General features: G+C 36.4%; 17 protein-coding genes. 14 read left to right on the top strand and 3 right to left on the bottom strand.

What is annotated here, in order from left to right:
* Window positions 1–125: 125 nt before the first annotated feature.
* A complete protein-coding gene (locus ACSVDH_RS14650) occupies window positions 126–812 on the bottom strand; it encodes a MerR family DNA-binding transcriptional regulator (protein ID WP_439251971.1) in 687 nt (228 codons plus the stop codon).
* 150 nt (window positions 813–962) lie between these two features.
* On the opposite strand from ACSVDH_RS14650, the gene ACSVDH_RS14645 reads away from it, so the two are divergent.
* Both ACSVDH_RS14645 and ACSVDH_RS14640 read left to right on the top strand, forming a co-directional pair.
* Complete coding sequence (locus tag ACSVDH_RS14645) at window positions 963–1460, top strand: DUF6022 family protein (protein ID WP_439251972.1); 498 nt, start codon at window positions 963–965, stop codon at window positions 1458–1460.
* Between the two features lie 211 nt (window positions 1461–1671).
* Window positions 1672–2112 (top strand): DoxX family protein, encoded by a 441-nt coding sequence (locus ACSVDH_RS14640; RefSeq protein WP_439251973.1) that lies wholly within the window; start codon window positions 1672–1674, stop codon window positions 2110–2112.
* 220 nt (window positions 2113–2332) lie between these two features.
* Here ACSVDH_RS14640 and ACSVDH_RS14635 read toward each other — a convergent pair whose 3' ends face one another.
* Window positions 2333–3187, bottom strand: a complete 855-nt coding sequence (locus ACSVDH_RS14635; protein WP_439251974.1) for a helix-turn-helix domain-containing protein — start codon at window positions 3185–3187, stop codon at window positions 2333–2335.
* A 799-nt stretch (window positions 3188–3986) separates the two neighbouring features.
* Between ACSVDH_RS14635 and ACSVDH_RS14630 the strand changes: the two genes are divergently transcribed.
* The 7 genes from ACSVDH_RS14630 to ACSVDH_RS14600 all read left to right on the top strand — a co-directional run bounded on the left by ACSVDH_RS14630 (window position 3987) and on the right by ACSVDH_RS14600 (window position 8740).
* The gene (locus ACSVDH_RS14630; RefSeq protein WP_439251975.1) at window positions 3987–4481 is read left to right on the top strand and encodes a CBO0543 family protein; all 495 of its coding nucleotides are present in this window, start codon (window positions 3987–3989) and stop codon (window positions 4479–4481) included.
* A 219-nt stretch (window positions 4482–4700) separates the two neighbouring features.
* Window positions 4701–5621, top strand: coding sequence for a prenyltransferase/squalene oxidase repeat-containing protein (locus tag ACSVDH_RS14625; RefSeq protein ID WP_439251976.1), 921 nt, complete (start codon window positions 4701–4703; stop codon window positions 5619–5621).
* Window positions 5622–5985: 364 nt separating this feature from the next.
* Window positions 5986–6306 (top strand): PadR family transcriptional regulator, encoded by a 321-nt coding sequence (locus tag ACSVDH_RS14620; protein WP_299095519.1) that lies wholly within the window; start codon window positions 5986–5988, stop codon window positions 6304–6306.
* Window positions 6307–6377: 71 nt separating this feature from the next.
* A complete protein-coding gene (locus ACSVDH_RS14615; protein WP_439251977.1) occupies window positions 6378–6719 on the top strand; it encodes a DUF1048 domain-containing protein in 342 nt (113 codons plus the stop codon).
* A 271-nt stretch (window positions 6720–6990) separates the two neighbouring features.
* Window positions 6991–7752 (top strand): ABC transporter ATP-binding protein, encoded by a 762-nt coding sequence (locus ACSVDH_RS14610; protein ID WP_439251978.1) that lies wholly within the window; start codon window positions 6991–6993, stop codon window positions 7750–7752.
* Complete coding sequence (locus tag ACSVDH_RS14605) at window positions 7753–8502, top strand: ABC transporter permease (protein WP_439251979.1); 750 nt, start codon at window positions 7753–7755, stop codon at window positions 8500–8502.
* A 106-nt stretch (window positions 8503–8608) separates the two neighbouring features.
* Window positions 8609–8740 (top strand): hypothetical protein, encoded by a 132-nt coding sequence (locus ACSVDH_RS14600; RefSeq protein ID WP_439251980.1) that lies wholly within the window; start codon window positions 8609–8611, stop codon window positions 8738–8740.
* 829 nt (window positions 8741–9569) lie between these two features.
* Here the strand turns inward: ACSVDH_RS14600 and ACSVDH_RS14595 are convergent.
* Window positions 9570–10943, bottom strand: a complete 1374-nt coding sequence (locus tag ACSVDH_RS14595) for an aminotransferase-like domain-containing protein (protein ID WP_439251981.1) — start codon at window positions 10941–10943, stop codon at window positions 9570–9572.
* A 160-nt stretch (window positions 10944–11103) separates the two neighbouring features.
* Here ACSVDH_RS14595 and ACSVDH_RS14590 point away from each other — a divergent pair, with 160 nt between their 5' ends.
* From ACSVDH_RS14590 to ACSVDH_RS14570, 5 genes are all read left to right on the top strand, one after another.
* On the top strand, window positions 11104–12006 hold the full coding sequence (locus ACSVDH_RS14590) for a DMT family transporter (RefSeq protein WP_439251982.1): 903 nt from the start codon (window positions 11104–11106) through the stop codon (window positions 12004–12006).
* A gap of 124 nt (window positions 12007–12130) precedes the next feature.
* Complete coding sequence (locus ACSVDH_RS14585; protein ID WP_439251983.1) at window positions 12131–12748, top strand: FMN-binding negative transcriptional regulator; 618 nt, start codon at window positions 12131–12133, stop codon at window positions 12746–12748.
* Between the two features lie 236 nt (window positions 12749–12984).
* The gene (locus ACSVDH_RS14580; RefSeq protein ID WP_439251984.1) at window positions 12985–14436 is read left to right on the top strand and encodes a processed acidic surface protein; all 1452 of its coding nucleotides are present in this window, start codon (window positions 12985–12987) and stop codon (window positions 14434–14436) included.
* A gap of 1 nt (window position 14437) precedes the next feature.
* Window positions 14438–15070 (top strand): class D sortase, LPxTATN-specific, encoded by a 633-nt coding sequence (gene srtD / locus ACSVDH_RS14575; RefSeq protein ID WP_439251985.1) that lies wholly within the window; start codon window positions 14438–14440, stop codon window positions 15068–15070.
* A gap of 365 nt (window positions 15071–15435) precedes the next feature.
* On the top strand, window positions 15436–16005 hold the full coding sequence (locus tag ACSVDH_RS14570) for a DUF4256 domain-containing protein (protein ID WP_439251986.1): 570 nt from the start codon (window positions 15436–15438) through the stop codon (window positions 16003–16005).
* The last annotated feature ends 325 nt before the right edge of the window (window positions 16006–16330 follow it).

Here is a 16330-nt window from a genome sequence, read left to right as displayed (position 1 = left end):
AAATTATATGTGATCAAGTAACTTATGACGCCAAACCCCTGATAAAAGGTTGGCGTTTTTACGTGTTTCATAGAGTTGACTGCGATGATAACAAGTTCATAGAAAAAACACTATAGACATCGATATCATTGCTGGTTTACTATTTTGAACAATTTATATAGATAGAAGACCCCTTTAAGTTGTTCTTGGTTGCGTTTATTTATATGTTTTTGAAGATCATGTATTACTTTTCTTACTTCTTCAAGATCATGTTGGTTTAATTCTTTAATCTCCTGTTTTAATTGAATAACCTCATTTGAATAAACTGCATTCTGAGTTATTTTCATTAATAAGACTTTTATAAGCTGGAATAAGTCGAATAATCGATAGTTATTCAGTTCTCCTCTTTTGGACGTAATATATCCTTCCTTCTCCCAATATCGAAGAGTTGATGCAGGGATATTTGTCTGGAGTGACAATTCACCAGTTGTCATAGAGGGTTCATCAGTCAAGTTTTCCAGGTATTTATTCACTCGTTCAATAATCATTTTGTCTTCATAATTAGCTACTTGCGCTTTATTTATGATCCAAAGAGCAGCGTCTAGTTCTTTTCGTTGCAACTTTTTGAGAACAGCTGAAGTTATGTCCATGCCAAACCCAGGAGACATAGACACAATACACTCAAAATAAGCTACATGTTCCTCTGTATATATTCTATAACCAGTAGATGACCGTTCAGGTTTCGGCACAATTCCTCTTTCTTCATAACTTCTTAAAGAGCTTGTACTAATCTTTAAATTTTCAGCAATATCTATAGGTCTTATTTTTTTCAATGAACACACTCCTATATTTGAAAACTGTCTTATTAAGTAAAGTTTATCAAATCAAACATTGTAAATTCAGCTCTTATTTTTTAAAACTTTAGAATTGGCTTTAATGTTGTAAGCTTGATTTGTAAGATAAAAAAATATGGAGGGATTCATATGACAACAGTAAAGGTTCAACCGCAGATGACCATCTATGAGTTAGGAGAAGTACTTTTCACTTATATAAAAGATCACTGGAATGACGTACTGAACAGGAATATCAAAGAGCTTGAACAGCTATTTCCGGAATATGAAGATGCAACATACGGCATGTATTTAGATAAACTTCTTCCGCCAATTTGGAAACTAATAAAAGAAAATGGATTTCGTTCTAAAGAAATAATGAAAGAGGATGACTTTGTTATTGCGGAGTGTCTACACTTTAGAAATTCAATGGAAAAGGCTAAATGGGGCACACCACATCATGAAAAACGCGTTTTTTGGATTGTGATTGAAAATCAACATAAAGAAAAGATCGGAACTCTGCTGTTTGAGCTATCTCATTCCCATATCGAGTTTAACTTGCCAGCGCCGCCAAGGTTTCTTCCTTTAGAAGAAATGAAACGAGAAGAAATCATTAAAAAAATTATTCAACTAGAAGAGAACTTGTCATGAACAAATAGACCAATTGGCTTTGCTAGAAATTAAATGCTGGGATTTAGATATTGATATTATTTCTGCTCAAATTGATGTGATAGTAAATGGAGAAATAGAGAATCCAAGAAATTAAATATGACAAAGTAACAACTTCCGAAAATACTTTTTTACCTATCGTTATATTGTATTTGATGATTACCAAAGGTTTTTGAAAAAGGGAGGAATACGAATGGCTCCATTTATCCTATTGATTGGATCATTCTTGATTTTTCGCTTGATCGGTTTTTTCGGACTATCTTATTTTGATGATTGGCAAACTTCTTTGCAAATTGCTGTTGCTTTAATGTTCTTATTTACAGCAACGGCTCATTGGGGAAAGAGACGTCCAGATCTTATCAAGATGGTACCTCCAGCTCTGCCAAACCCAGGTCTCATCGTAACGATTACTGGAATATTCGAAATCGCTGGTGCCATAGGCATGTTGATTCCAATCACTTCAACTATTGCTTCAATCGGTTTAGCATTCTTACTTATTATTATGTTCCCAGCGAACATTCGTGCTGCACGAAAAGGGATCACCATTGGTGGAAGACCAAGTACACCTCTTTTCACAAGAACGATATTACAAATCATATTTTTTACAGCTGTGATTTTTGCCGGATTGCAGTAATAGACTAGTGTGGACATAAGCCGAGATTGGTAAGAGAATGAATAAATTTTTAACCGCCAGGTTCCCGGCGGTCTTTTTTTCTTTAGAAGGTGTTTTTTTCAACATTGGTTTCATCATTCAGTTAACTGATGCAAGGCTCAAAGAGTATTTTCGAAAAGCAGTTTCTGCTAGTCCTATTTTCATTATTCAGTTTTATAGGAGAAGAAAACGGCCTTTAAACTTATACTAAAAATTTCCCTTTTTGTTCTTTTACCATTTCCATATAATTATCCCTATTAAGTAATTGAAAAATAAAGAAGGAGTTTTGATAAGATTGTTTTATTTCGGATGTATCTTTTATTAATCCCTCCAAGCTCATGCCTTTTTGAAAATAAAGTTGGCCTGCCATGGAAATATCTTCATTTAAGACAGACATTTTTATCCCTAAATTTGCGAATGTAAGGGACTTTTCATAATCATTAAGCAAGAAATACAATTTTGATAAGTTATAGTAAATTTTTATATGAAACCGAAAATGCTGGGATAAAAAGTCTTTATAAGAAAGGAGTATGTGATATTGTTCAAGGCTTTCCTGATATAATTGGTTTTCTGCAAAAATAATGGCAATGCTGTTTTGAATCTTAAAATCAAGGAAATCTTGACCATATAGAGGATGGCTGTGATCTAATAGTGCATTAAGTTTATTTATAGAAGAATGAAAATCCATTTTCTTCAAATAATAACTTGATACAATATAAACCCAGTTAATTATTTGGTCAAATTTATAGCCCATTTGTCTGTTTTTTTGTGATAATTCACTTGAACAAATTTGAAAAGCCTCTTCATAATTCTTTTTCTTCAATAATTCCTCTAAATATTTTTCCGTTTCTTGAATATATTCTTGGGCATCATTCAATAAAATTTTATAAAAATAGTCTAATGTCACCTTTAATCGGATAGATAATATATAAAGTATATCTACACTAGGGTAGCCTTTTCCAGCTTCAATTCCACTTATCGTCGCTTGTGTACAAATTCCTTCTGCTAATTGAGACTGAGATAGATTATTTACTTTTCTTAGTCTTTTAATTTCCATACCAAGTGCTTTCGTATTCAACTCAATCATAATCTCACCAAAATATAAAAAATTTTATAATTTTTTAGTATATCTAACAATGATTACGTTTTGAAGTAGTTTCTTAAAGGAAATTAGCTCTTATCAAAAATGCAGCAAAATCTTAAAAATTTTAGGATTAAGTAAATCATGCAGGTAAGGGTGGATACTAAATGAAAATTTTATTAAAAGGCATTCTAATCATAGGGTTCATACTAGCTCAATTTGGCTTTATCGCAAATGATACAGAGTCAAACACTGTTCATGCAGAGGGGTTGCCTTTTGAACATTAAACGATCTTCCAACATGTCGAAATATAGATAGAAAAGCAATTTTTTATAGATTACGTAAATATAAATCATATTATACAAAGCACTATACAAACTTTATGGTCAATCGACTAGGCGAATTCTAACATGGTGGACAACTTCTTTTATGGTAGAAACTGTCCTAGTCTTGAAAGGTTCTGATGAAAATTGTCTCCAGGGGATAGGGTCAAATACAACGGTAAAATTTATATAATCATACACATCTATCATTCAGGTTTTATCGAAATAAAAAATGAAACTTCAAGTTTTAATGTTGAATTAGTCAAAGCTTCAGATGTGGAGCTTTTGAATTCATAATTACTTCAGCTAATCAAAGGCTTCCTAACAAACTATAAGGAAATATGTTAAATATTATGGATGTTCGATCAAGGAAACATTTATAAAAAATTATCGCCATGATACATCTTATTTTCATAATTATTAAAATTCAATTATACCAAGGAGAAGATTAGATGCACTTAATTCTGGTCATCATGGTCATAATTTTTTCCTTATTAAAAGGTGATTGGAGAAAATGGGAGACATACTATCCTACAATGTTATACGTAGCTTTAGCTACTTTTTTATATGAGTTTATTTCACATAGCCATTTCCATTTGTGGGAACTTGAAGAAAATGATTATTTAAATGTAATGAATGTCCATTTTCTACATAATTTGATCATTAATCCATTGATATCCTTTGTTTATTTATCTAACTATCCAAATAAAATGGTGAATCAAATTACATACACACTTAAGTGGATTTTAACTTTTTTATTATTAGAGTGGTTAGGCGAATACTTTGGACTATTAACCTATCATAATGGCTGGCATTTTGGGTGGTCTTTTCTGTTTGTCATCATTATGTTTCCAATGATAAGACTTCATCATGTGCATAAGCTTTACGCATTATTACTCTCTGTATTTTTTGTTGTGTTTTTCCTTGTTTTGTTCGATTATGCATAGGATTAACAGTTGGGCGCGATTCGACAAAAAGAATTGTGCTCTTTTATTACAGCTATCAGGCGCATTTCTCGTAAGAATGCGTCTTATTAATGGTAGGATGTAATGTAAAAAGTTTTATTTATGCTGGCTCCTCCTAGAATTTTTAATAATCCTAAAAGGATCATGCTCCTTTTTAAAGAAAGAATGATAGAGTAAATTTTTCTAAAAGGTGTGATCGTGGTGAAGAGATTATCTAAACCTGCTTTCCAAGCAGCAATTGACTGGATTCAAGAAAATGGTCGTCCATTGGAACAAGCTTTGATACAGTATTATTTTTTTGAGGGAGCTGAAACAGCGGTATTAGAAGCATTAGCAGAGTATCAGAATGAAGATGGTGGTTTTGGCAATGGGCTGGAGGCTGACTTTCGTTTACCTGATTCATCGCCATTAGCTACTACTGTTGCGATGCAGCACTTGATTCATTTTGCCCAGTATGAGCCAGCCGATAAAATGATTTCAAAGGCAATAGACTATTTGGAACATACATTTGATGAAAAAAGAGGTGGCTGGTATGCTGTACCAGAAGCAGTAAATGATTATCCACATGCCTTTTGGTGGACCGTTCAAGAAGATGGCATGTCCTTGATCGACCATCATTGGGGAAATCCCAATGCCGAAATCATTGGTTACTTATCTTACTATAAGTCAAAAGCAAAAAAACTAAACGTGGATAAATTACTAGACCAAGCGATAAATCATTTACTTAACTTAGAAGGATTCCAGTCTGAGCATGAAATATACTGTTACCTTCGAATGTTTACATTAATATCTGAACATCGAACAAAAGAAGTGAAACAACAGCTTCAACGAGCTATTGAAAGCCTTGTCCAATTCGATCAAGCAAAATGGAAGGAATATGTACCGTTTCCTTTAAAATTTGTCCATGCTCCATCATCAGAAACCTTTGGAATCCCATCTGAAGACATTAATAAAAACCTGGATTACTTGATTGAGCAGTTTGAAAGAGAAGGAAAAATAAGCCCAAACTGGAAATGGAACGATTATTTGGATGTATGGGAACAAGCAAAAGTAGAATGGACAGGTGCACTAACTGTTGACACTTTACAAACTTTAAAACGGTTTGATCGACTGGAGAGTTAATGATTTCCGTTTTTGTAAATTAATTAGAATGAAGGTTCTTAATTTAAATGATTTATTACTTTTTTTACAGTTTATAGAAACGAGCTAGTGGCTTTTTTCGACATAATCAAATTTAGTTGACATCCACCTACTATGTGTTACGATATACCTATAGTAAGTCATACTAGATACCAACACCACTGAGTAGTGAGATGGCAAAACCATTTTTATGAAAGATAGTTGACACCCCTTCTACTCAGTGTTACAATGTACATGTAATAAGTAATACTGAATAGCGATATTCCCAAAAGCTATTCAGTATAAATTTTCCTCAGTACTAAGTTATACTGAATATAAGTCAGACAATATAGAGGAGGCACTGAATATGGAAAATTTAACTGAAATGCTGAAGGGTTCGCTGGAAGGCTGCGTGTTGGAAATCATCAGCCGCCATGAAACCTATGGCTATGAGATTACCCGCCGCCTGAACGAGCTTGGGTTTACCGAAGTCGTGGAAGGGACGGTCTACACCATCCTTGTGCGATTAGAAAAGAAAAAACTGGTGAACGTAGAAAAGAAACCGTCAGATATGGGGCCGCCCCGCAAGTTTTACTCACTTAATGAGGCTGGCCGCCAGGAACTTGAATTGTTTTGGAAAAAATGGGATTTTGTATCATCAAAAATCAATGTCTTAAAGTCAATCTAGCTTCATAAGATATTCCGTCCGATATTTTTTGAGTGTCTTGTTCAGCTTTATAAAAAAGGAGGAAAAATAACATGATGGAAATGTTCAAAAAAATGATTGGTGATAAAAAAGAATATAAGGTGATGATGGCACGGGTTGAAGCCCTTCCCGAGGACTACCAGTTTGTATTTAAGAAAATTCAAAACTACATGTGGAATTTCTCAGCGGGCAACGGGATGGATATGCTTCACATGCAGTATGAATTAATCGAGTTGTTCGAAGCCGGGGCGGCGGAAGGCAGACAAGTGCTGGAAATCACTGGAGATGATGTGGCGTCCTTTGCCGACGAACTAGTGGCAAACGCTAAAACCTATGTCGCCAAGTATCGTGAAGATTTGAATCAGAGTATCATGAAGCGATTGGGAAAAAAATAAATTCAATAGATCATACCGACTGAATAGCTGGTTACAAATGTGAATTGCATCCTTCGTTATTCAGTTATTTTTCAACCTGGTACTAAGTTATACAGGTTATCAGTCAGACTAAATAGAAGAGTATAGACACTCTAGCTCTGCAAGGCGCTCAACCGGATAATTATTCCGCTTTGTCTGAACGTGAGCAACCTGCTCGCTTATCAGATAAAGCTCCGTGATTTCCGGATCTAGCAAACGGCCTTGCTGCACTTTTTATAAGGAGGAAAAAAGTATGAGCAATTCAGCGATTTCTGTAAAAGGGTTAAAAAAATCCTTTAAAGACAAGGAAGTCTTAAAGGGGGTGGATTTTGAGGTGCGGCGTGGCGAAATTTTCGCACTGCTCGGCTCAAATGGAGCGGGTAAGACGACGACGGTTAACATCCTCTCGACGCTGATGAAGCCCGATGGCGGTGAAGCAGGTATTTGCGGCTTTGACGTCCAGCGTCAACCGGATCATGTTCGCCAGAGCATCAGCCTGACAGGGCAGTTCGCAGCTTTAGACGGCATGCTCACCGGGCGGGAAAACCTGATGATGATCGCCAAGTTGCGGGGAGTTTCCAATCCCGCTCAAGTCGCCGACAATCTGCTTGCAAGATTCAGCCTGACCGATGCGGCCAACCGCCGGGCGGACAAATATTCCGGCGGGATGAAGCGCCGGCTTGACATCGCCATGAGCCTGATTGGGGCACCAGCAGTCATTTTTCTCGACGAACCGACGACAGGGCTTGACCCCGAAGCGCGGATTGAAGTCTGGGATACTGTCAAGGAGCTTGCCGGCGGCGGCACGACCATCTTGCTGACGACCCAGTACTTGGAGGAAGCCGAACAACTGGCAGACCGTATTGCCATCCTGCATGGCGGAAAAATCATCACAACTGGTACTCTTACCGAACTCAAAGAGATGTTCCCGCCAGCGAAAGTGGAGTACATCGAAAAGAAGCCGACATTGGAGGAAATTTTCCTCGCGATCATCGGCAAAAAGGAGGAGATGTAAATGAAAAGCAAAACAGGAGTATTACTAGGGCGTTTAATGCACAACATCATGCGCAGCCCGGATACGATTATCACGGTGGCGATTACGCCAATTATGATGATGCTGCTGTTTGTCTACGTATTTGGCGGCGCCATAGAGACAGGCACGGACAACTACGTCAATTATTTATTGCCGGGAATCTTGCTGATGGCTATCGCATCCGGCGTCGCTTACACTTCACTTCGGCTGTTTACGGATATAAAGAGCGGGCTGATGGCACGTTTCATTACCATGCCTATCAAGCGCTCGTCAGTATTGTGGGCTCACGTGTTGACCTCGCTTGTTTCCAATGCGCTTACTGTCATGGTGGTTATCCTCGTCGCGCTTTTGATGGGCTTCCGTTCCAGCGCTGATATCCTTGATTGGCTCGCGGTAGCTGGGATACTCGGACTGTTTACGCTGGCGCTGACATGGCTGGCGGTCATTCCCGGATTGACAGCGAAGTCTATGGAAGGGGCGACAGCCTACTCGTACCCGCTGATTTTCCTGCCATTTATCAGTTCGGCCTTTGTTCCAACCGAAACCATGCCTAAAATGGTCCGTGCGTTCGCTGAGAACCAGCCCGTGACTTCAATCGTGAATACGATTCGTGCCCTCTTGTATGAAGGGGCTGTTGGCAACGGTATCTGGATCGCGCTTGCCTGGTGCGTCGGCATCATGGTCATCGCTTACTTCTTCGCCAATAAAGAATTTAAACGCCAGTTAGGATAAGTACACCATTATGGGATTAGCCATATCATTAGTCAGCCGCTGCGATGAATGCATTTGCTATTACAGGGAAGGCAGCTAAAATGCCGGGGCATCCATCGACGAAATCATGGAAACCCTCAAAATTGGTGTGATTGGTGGCGGCTCGATCACTTATCCCAATCCGGGGATTGCCATGCATGCTTTAGAAGAATTTACAGCGGGTAGTGCTCTTTCGCAGGAGGAAAAATTAAAAGAATAAAGCCCTAAATATAATTGACAATAAAAGAGTAGATTTCGAAGCAAAACCGCTTTGGTAATCAATGTCATTAACTTAAGGAACTATGGATGACATTTCAGTTGGAATGTGATTCATAGTTTTTTCGATTGCAGGAAAAATTTTAATGCAGCACGAAAAGAGAGAATTTTTACTCCCTTAAATCGGATTTAAAGTTGTTTTATTCTATTCTATCCATTAAAAGGCTTTCCTTTTGTTTCATTGTGAAGAAAATATAGATATGTATAGGTGAAGAAGGGTTTACATATTATTTACAGTAACGTGAATAAGAAGTTTTTGTTAGGGGATTGGTATTCTTGCTTTCATATTTATTATCATTCCATTGATTCGATCTATCACCAATAGGAATTGGAAACAAATTTACTCAAAATATGGTCATGAGGAATATTTTAAGATCATTGCAAAATTAAACGCAGAAGGGATTAAGTATAAAATTGAAACCCCCTTTAGAGTCTTTGATAGTCGTAATGAACGATTTAAAGACAATACCCAATATGATATATATGTAAAAAAAGAGGAGGAACATAAGGCAGTTAGAGCAATACATAAAAGCAGATAGCTGTTTTAAAATCAATTGGAATGATGAAAGTTTTCAAAACCAAAGAAGCATTTATTTGAAGAACCCTCTCAAAATCGTATTGAAAGGGTTTTATAATATTTAATAGTGGATTAAAGATGCCTCAACTGATTGATGATGTTCTAAGTCACATAACCAATCGTTTTGATCATATTTTCTAGAAGTTGGAAATCTGTATAACCTTGATGCTCACCGTTATATAAACTACCAATACTATTAGAGTAAAAACGTATTTGGCGTAATATGTTTTTTTCTACTATCAATTAAAGCAATACAGTGAGCCAATCGTTCTACCCCTGGTTTAATTTGACTCTCGTTCACTTGGGAAATGCTTAAACGAATGAGATTTTCCTTTTTATATTCTGGTAAAAACATTCTCGAGGCATCATCTACATATATTTGCTCCTCGTTTAGCATATGAACGACCTGTTTTGCTTTCACTTTCTCTGGCAAACTGATGGATAGATAAAATCCTGAAGTCGGTTTAGAAAAATAAGTATTAACCGGCAGCAATAAATCACATGCTTCTTGAAGGATTAGCATTTTCCTGCGGTAGACTTCTTTTATTTTTTTCAGATGGCTATTAAACATACCACTTTTTAAATAGATTTCCAGCGCACCTTGAGAAAGTGCTGAACTATTATAATCCGCACTAAATTTATATCGTAAAAAATTGCTGATCATTCTAGATGGAAGAACGACAGTAGCAATCCTTAACCCTGGGAGGATAACCTTCGAAAAACTTTTAATATAAATCACTCTCCCAGAAGGATCAAAAGAAAATAAAGGATCTGATTTTACATTTGGATCAAGCTCTCCTAAAAAATCATCTTCCACTATATAGACATCGTATTTTTCAGCTAACTCTACAATTTTTTTCTTTTCGCTATTCGTATAACAATGTCCAAGAGGATTGTGAAATCTCGGGATAATATAGAAAAATTTTATATCATTGTTTCGAAAAATGTATTCGAGACGATCAAGATCAATCCCATCCATCGATAACTCAATGCCAAAAGTTTTAACTTGTTGTAGATTGATGGATTCAATGAATCCGAAATAAGTAGGCTGCTCAATTAGTATATTGTTTTTTCCATTTGGAAACGGCATAGAAACTAATAAATTAAGGGCTTGCTGTGAGCCGGAAACAACGACTACTCTTTCAGGTTGAGTGAACACTTGTAAATTCTGTAAATATTTCACTAACTGTACTCGCAGTGAATAAAGACCTTGTAGATCAGAGTATGTAAAAAGCTCTTCTTTATATTGTTCAATGGCTTGATTCAGACAATGTTGAAATTCAACATAAGGCATAATATTTTTATCTGGTCCAGCAGACAAGAAATCAATCACGTCCTTTTCATTCGTCACATTCTGAAATTCATTTACAACGAAGTAGCCACTTTTAGGAACAGAATAAATTAAATGCTCTTTTTCAAGTTCTTCGTATGCTTTAATGACCGTATTTTTGCTGCAAGAAAAATACTCAGATAACTGTCGAACAGAAGGGAGCTTACTACCTGCATCAAGCGATCCATCTGCAAGCTGTAGCTTAATTTCTTCCATTACCTTGACATATTTTGAGCTCATCAATAATTCCCCCTTAACTGTACCCGTACAGATGGGTAAAAAAATGATTTATAATATTCCGTGTACCCTATATTGTTTTAATTATATATCAGAACTGTACTTTAGAAAGGCGAAAATGGTACAGATATGATACAAAATTAAACGACAGGGGTAGGATAAGATGCAAAAAGAAACCAGCGAGAAATTTGGATTATTATTGGGATTAGTAGGTGTCATTTGTTTTAGCTTAACGCTTCCTTCTACAAGTATTGCCGTCGAGTATTTTGGAACCACGGTCGTCGGTTTAGGAAGAACAGTTGTTGCCGCTATTTTAGTAGCTTTGGTATTGATTATTCGAAAAGAAAAACGTCCATCTCCCCAACAATTCAAAAGTCTCCTTATTGTTGCTGTTGGGGCAGTTTTAGGATTTCCGCTCCTTACTACTTGGGCAATGGAATCCTTGCCTGTTTCTCATGGTGCTGTGGAATTGGCCTTGTTACCATTAGCAACCGCCGGATTTGCTATGTTAAGAGCCAGTGAAATCCCTTCTCTCAAATTCTGGATTTCAAGTATCATCGGCTGTTTAGCTGTTATCATGTATGCACTTCACATTGGATTCGGTCAATTGCAATTTGCCGATTTAGCATTATTGGCAGCAATGTTTATCCTTGGACTTAGTTACGCTGAAGGTGGTAGGTTAACGAAAGAATTAGGCAGCTGGCAAGTGATTGCTTGGGCAATTATAATCGGTGCTCCATTTTTCATTATTCCAGTTGGGCTAAACCTTACAACAGAAATGCTCCATGCCCCATTACAAGCCTGGATTAGTTTTATTTATCTTGCAGTGGTTAGTCAATTTCTAGCATATGTTGCTTGGTATAGTGGAATGGCTATTGGCGGTATCGCAAGAGTTAGTCAGATTCAATACTTACAACCATTTTTAATGATTCTTTTTGCGACCATATTTCTAGATGAATCCATCACATTATTCACTCTTGTCACAGCAGTGATTGTTCTCTTTTCCGTTATAATAGGCAAAAATGCTCCGGTAACGAAAAAAAGATCTGTACCAGAGAAAAACTAACTGCATGTTCAATTGAGATTGCTATATCATTTTATATGAACAGGAAAGAAAAGAAAAAGAGGTTCGCAGCCTTATAAAAGCGATAAATTTACTAATAAGAAAAGATGCTGAGAGGAGAAAAAGTATGTATATTCCCGCACATTTTAACATGAAAGATGAAACATTTGCATTCGATATTATAAAGGAACATAGTTTTGCGACGCTTATTTCGCAACATAATGGAATGCCTTTTGCGACTCATTTACCGTTAATTTTGAACAAGGGTCATTCATCCTTATATGGACATTTTGCTCGCCCTAATCCACAGTGGAAAGAAATCAAAAATCAAACAGTCTTAGCTATTTTTCATGGACCACATTGTTATATCTCCCCATCTTGGTATGAGACAAAAAAGGCAGTTCCAACATGGAATTATGTGACCGTTCATGTTTACGGAGAAGTCGAACTAGTAGAGGACGAAGATGAGTTAATGAGCTCCTTACAAGATATGGTTTTGAAGTACGAAGCACCTGACAGTTCATACCGTTTGCAAGATATAGATGCTGAGTTTCTCGGAGGTATGAATAAAGGAATACAAGGATTCAAAATAAACATTAACAAAATAGAAGGGAAAGCAAAGTTAAGCCAAAACCATCCAATACAGAGACAAGAGTTAATTATTAATCAACTGGAACAATGCTCAAATACAGATGAGCAGCAGATTTCATTATTAATGAAAGCAAACCTAAAAAAAGATCGTTGACGTTTAACATTACTCTTCCACTATTAAGGTAGTTTAAAAAAGTCTCGAAGGAAAGAAAAATACTGAAACTAACGTTGCCATACATGAATAAGGATGTATGGCTTTTCCAATCGAAGCAAAGAGCACCATTCCTTTATTGAAGATATTATTTGGTAAAAATTCCATCATTGTTAAGTTATTGTTAATAAATTATAATTTTCTAGAATTATAGAAAATTGTAAATAAAGGAGAAAAAGATGAAAAAATTGGGGGCCATTTTACTTTCATTTTCATTGTTAATCAGCTTTTTTCCACAATTAACAATGGCCGCTTCAAACACTAAGTTTGAGCAAGAACTTACACAATATTTACAAGAAGTGAGTAACGAAAGAGGATTTGAAGTAACGAAAGAAGATTTAGAAGCATCTCTAGCTCTATATGAAGACAGTATAGAAAACTATGATTCTGTTGAAGAGATGGGTGATTTCTTAGGTGAAGTCATCAAAGAAGATTTAAGTAACGTAGAATATATTTATGAGCAATATGAATTGGATGAAGAAGGGCTCCATCAATTGTTAGCAGAAAATGGGGAAGAAATAAACGATTATATTTTCCTAGATGACTTAGATACAGCTGTCTTCTTCTATACAGAAGACGGAGTATTTGAACGTGATCCAAACTTTGAGCAAGACCTAGTGGATTATTTAAGTAAAGTTAGCGAAGAAAGAGGATTTGAGGTAACGAAGGAAGATCTGGAAGCTTCCCTTGCTATTTATGAAACGAATATCGAAGAATTTGAAACAGTCGAAGATCTTAGTAGTTTCTTAGGTGAAGTCATTAAAGCTGATCTAAGTAATTTAGATTACTTTTACGAAAATTATGAGTTGGATAGACAAGCCATCATTAAATTGTTAGAAGATAACGGTGAGGATCTCAACGATTATATTTATATTGATGACCTTGATAATGCTGTTTGGACCTATTATGAAGGCGAACTGCTTCCTGGAATGGAAGAAGAAATAGCTGAAGAGCTGCTTCCAATTTTCCAGGAAGAAATCGATCTTACCGATGAGGAGCTCCAACGAATCGAAGATCATTTAATGTCTTTAGAGGAACATCTCTCCAATCCTGAAACACTAGAACGACTTGATGCATTGGCTAACCGCATGATGGCTTTCGAAGACTTTAATGCAGCTGCCGAGCTTACAGCCGAACAAATTGCTGAGTTGGCTTCGATCTATGAAGAATTACTTTCGATCTTTAAGCTAAACGTAGCATATAGCCTCGTGAAAGATGGTTCAGAAACACCTTTATCACTTGTTGACTTAATGAACATAGACGAACTGAAAGGTGCTAAATTGAAGATAATATTATCTAACACTGCTGGACAATTCCTAGCGGACCTCATTGTAACAGGAGAAATGGTGGATTCCGAAACAGTCACTGAAACAGGCGAACAAATAGAGGAGTCTGCAGAGGCAGTGATCGAGACTACTGAACGTACACCTGCAGCAAAAACAGAAAAGCTTACATCACCAATTAAAGCAGAAAAACAAAAAGTCCTTGCTACTGAGAAGAATACGGAACATAGAACCGTAAAAGGTGCTAAACTTCCAAAAACTGCTTCTGATTATATTCCGAATACACTCTTTGGACTTGTCATTATATTTTTCGGAATATTGATGTATCGAAAGGTGAAAAATGCTTAAAATGGAGCCTAAAACAAATAAGACATTCAATCGCAAAAAACAGTTGTTTCTTCTTTTATTTACTATTGTGATCATCTTATTTGGTTTTTGGTTTTCTATAAACAATATATATAAATTTACAAAAGGTTATTTTGCTGATAAGACTTATACTCAGAGCAGCCAAGTAACAGAACCAACAAAGAAAACGGAAAAAGATACAGAAGAAGAACTCTATTCTGAACGTCCTAAAAAAGGGGAAGAAATAGGAGAACTGTATATACCAAAATTAAACGCAACACTTCCAATCTATCACGGAACTGACGAGGATGAGCTTGAAAGAGGAGTTGGACATTTTGCCGAAAGTGTGCTGCCAGGTGAAAATGATAATTCCGTTCTTTCCGGTCATCGTGATACAGTATTCCGAAAACTTGGGGAGGTCGGCGAAGGAGATTGGTTAATCGTTCGAACATCCGCAGGGGAGTTCAAATACAAAGTCAACAAAGTACGAATTGTTGATGATGATGATCGTACCGTTATCGTCCCCAAACCAAGAGCTACGCTAACCGTCAGTACCTGTTATCCCTTTGAATATATCGGCTCAGCTCCTGAACGTTATATACTTGTCGCTTATCTGGCTTCAAAAACGGTAAGTTAATAAAAAGGGGATTTTTTCAACAAGGAGACAATTCATCGTCTCTATAAAAAAACGAATTCATAAAACTTATGCGTAAAATTTGGGATTGCTGCGGCAATCCTTTTTCTTATTCCATTAAATAGCACGTATGATTGAACATGCTTTTTACATATTTATCCTCCATGGTAAAATAGTAAAGAAAATGGAAGATGCTTGGAGAAAGATATTTTTAGTAAAATAATGAGATTATTCCTTTACAAACGAAAATATATTTGATTTATTCTTTTAGAGGGGTTCTAATCGCCATTTTCTCCAGTTTCAAAAAACACTTTATTAGAAAGCAACTATTTATATAACTTAATCCAATATAACGAGGGGGAACTAATATGACAAAAAGCAATAAAAAGGAATTGTCACTAGAACAACGTGAAGAATTACTCAAAACATTGAAAGCCCGTTTTGAGAAACACATGAACCGCCATCAAGATCTTGAATGGGCTAAAATCCAAGCAAAGCTGGAAACTAATACTGAAAAACTGTGGTCACTCAATGAAATGGAAACAACTGGCGGTGAACCGGATGTTGTTGGTTATGATAAACAGAAGGACGAATACATTTTTTTTGATTGTTCAACGGAAAGTCCTAAAGGCCGCAGAAGTGTTTGTTACGACCGGGAAGCGCTGGAGTCAAGGAAAAAACATAAGCCAGAAAATAATGCGATTGATATGGCAGCTGCCATGGGCATTGAACTATTAACGGAAGAACAATATCGAGAATTGCAGGAACTTGGAAATTTCGATATGAAAACGTCGAGCTGGGTGCAAACTCCTTCTGATATTAGAGAACTCGGCGGTGCCCTTTTTTGCGATTTTCGCTTCGGACACGTCTTCGTGTATCACAACGGTGCCGACTCTTACTATGCTGCCAGAGGATTCCGCGGCTCGTTAAGGGTCTAATTTTGCATGAAAGAGTCTTACAGACAAGAGTCAAACCCTTGATAATAGGCTTGACTCTTTTGCTTGCTCATAAAAATTGCCATAACGTTAACTGAATTCTAAATACCATTACTTACATAAAAAGCATGGAAAATTAAAAGAAAAATTAATCGAAAAAATTCATGATTTAATGAAAGAGGCATATTAAAACAAATTTATACATAGATCATGCAATAAAAATGGAGATTCTCGATGCCAAAAACCAAATGGGCATTCATCCTTTGTCTTATCGATTATAACTAGATGACGATGGATGATAAAGGAGAAATAGGAAACAATATAAAGG

It is taken from the genome of Metabacillus sp. Hm71, assembly GCF_051842955.2.
Lineage (GTDB): Bacteria > Bacillota > Bacilli > Bacillales > Bacillaceae > Metabacillus.
The sequence above is the reverse complement of the archived record's forward strand: the minus strand, read 5'-3'. Positions and strand labels throughout refer to the sequence as shown.

What these genes read in the sequence shown, in the direction of transcription:
- ACSVDH_RS14645 (WP_439251972.1), top strand. Translation starts at nt 963, where the DNA reads ATGACAACAGTAAAGGTTCAACCGCAGATGACCATCTATGAGTTAGGA.
- ACSVDH_RS14640 (WP_439251973.1), top strand. Translation starts at nt 1,672, where the DNA reads ATGGCTCCATTTATCCTATTGATTGGATCATTCTTGATTTTTCGCTTG.
- ACSVDH_RS14635 (WP_439251974.1), bottom strand. Translation starts at nt 3,187, where the DNA reads ATGGAAATTAAAAGACTAAGAAAAGTAAATAATCTATCTCAGTCTCAA.
- ACSVDH_RS14630 (WP_439251975.1), top strand. Translation starts at nt 3,987, where the DNA reads ATGCACTTAATTCTGGTCATCATGGTCATAATTTTTTCCTTATTAAAA.
- ACSVDH_RS14620 (WP_299095519.1), top strand. Translation starts at nt 5,986, where the DNA reads ATGGAAAATTTAACTGAAATGCTGAAGGGTTCGCTGGAAGGCTGCGTG.
- ACSVDH_RS14615 (WP_439251977.1), top strand. Translation starts at nt 6,378, where the DNA reads ATGATGGAAATGTTCAAAAAAATGATTGGTGATAAAAAAGAATATAAG.
- ACSVDH_RS14610 (WP_439251978.1), top strand. Translation starts at nt 6,991, where the DNA reads ATGAGCAATTCAGCGATTTCTGTAAAAGGGTTAAAAAAATCCTTTAAA.
- ACSVDH_RS14605 (WP_439251979.1), top strand. Translation starts at nt 7,753, where the DNA reads ATGAAAAGCAAAACAGGAGTATTACTAGGGCGTTTAATGCACAACATC.
- ACSVDH_RS14600 (WP_439251980.1), top strand. Translation starts at nt 8,609, where the DNA reads ATGGAAACCCTCAAAATTGGTGTGATTGGTGGCGGCTCGATCACTTAT.
- ACSVDH_RS14595 (WP_439251981.1), bottom strand. Translation starts at nt 10,943, where the DNA reads ATGAGCTCAAAATATGTCAAGGTAATGGAAGAAATTAAGCTACAGCTT.
- ACSVDH_RS14590 (WP_439251982.1), top strand. Translation starts at nt 11,104, where the DNA reads ATGCAAAAAGAAACCAGCGAGAAATTTGGATTATTATTGGGATTAGTA.
- ACSVDH_RS14585 (WP_439251983.1), top strand. Translation starts at nt 12,131, where the DNA reads ATGTATATTCCCGCACATTTTAACATGAAAGATGAAACATTTGCATTC.
- ACSVDH_RS14580 (WP_439251984.1), top strand. Translation starts at nt 12,985, where the DNA reads ATGAAAAAATTGGGGGCCATTTTACTTTCATTTTCATTGTTAATCAGC.
- srtD (WP_439251985.1), top strand. Translation starts at nt 14,438, where the DNA reads ATGGAGCCTAAAACAAATAAGACATTCAATCGCAAAAAACAGTTGTTT.
- ACSVDH_RS14570 (WP_439251986.1), top strand. Translation starts at nt 15,436, where the DNA reads ATGACAAAAAGCAATAAAAAGGAATTGTCACTAGAACAACGTGAAGAA.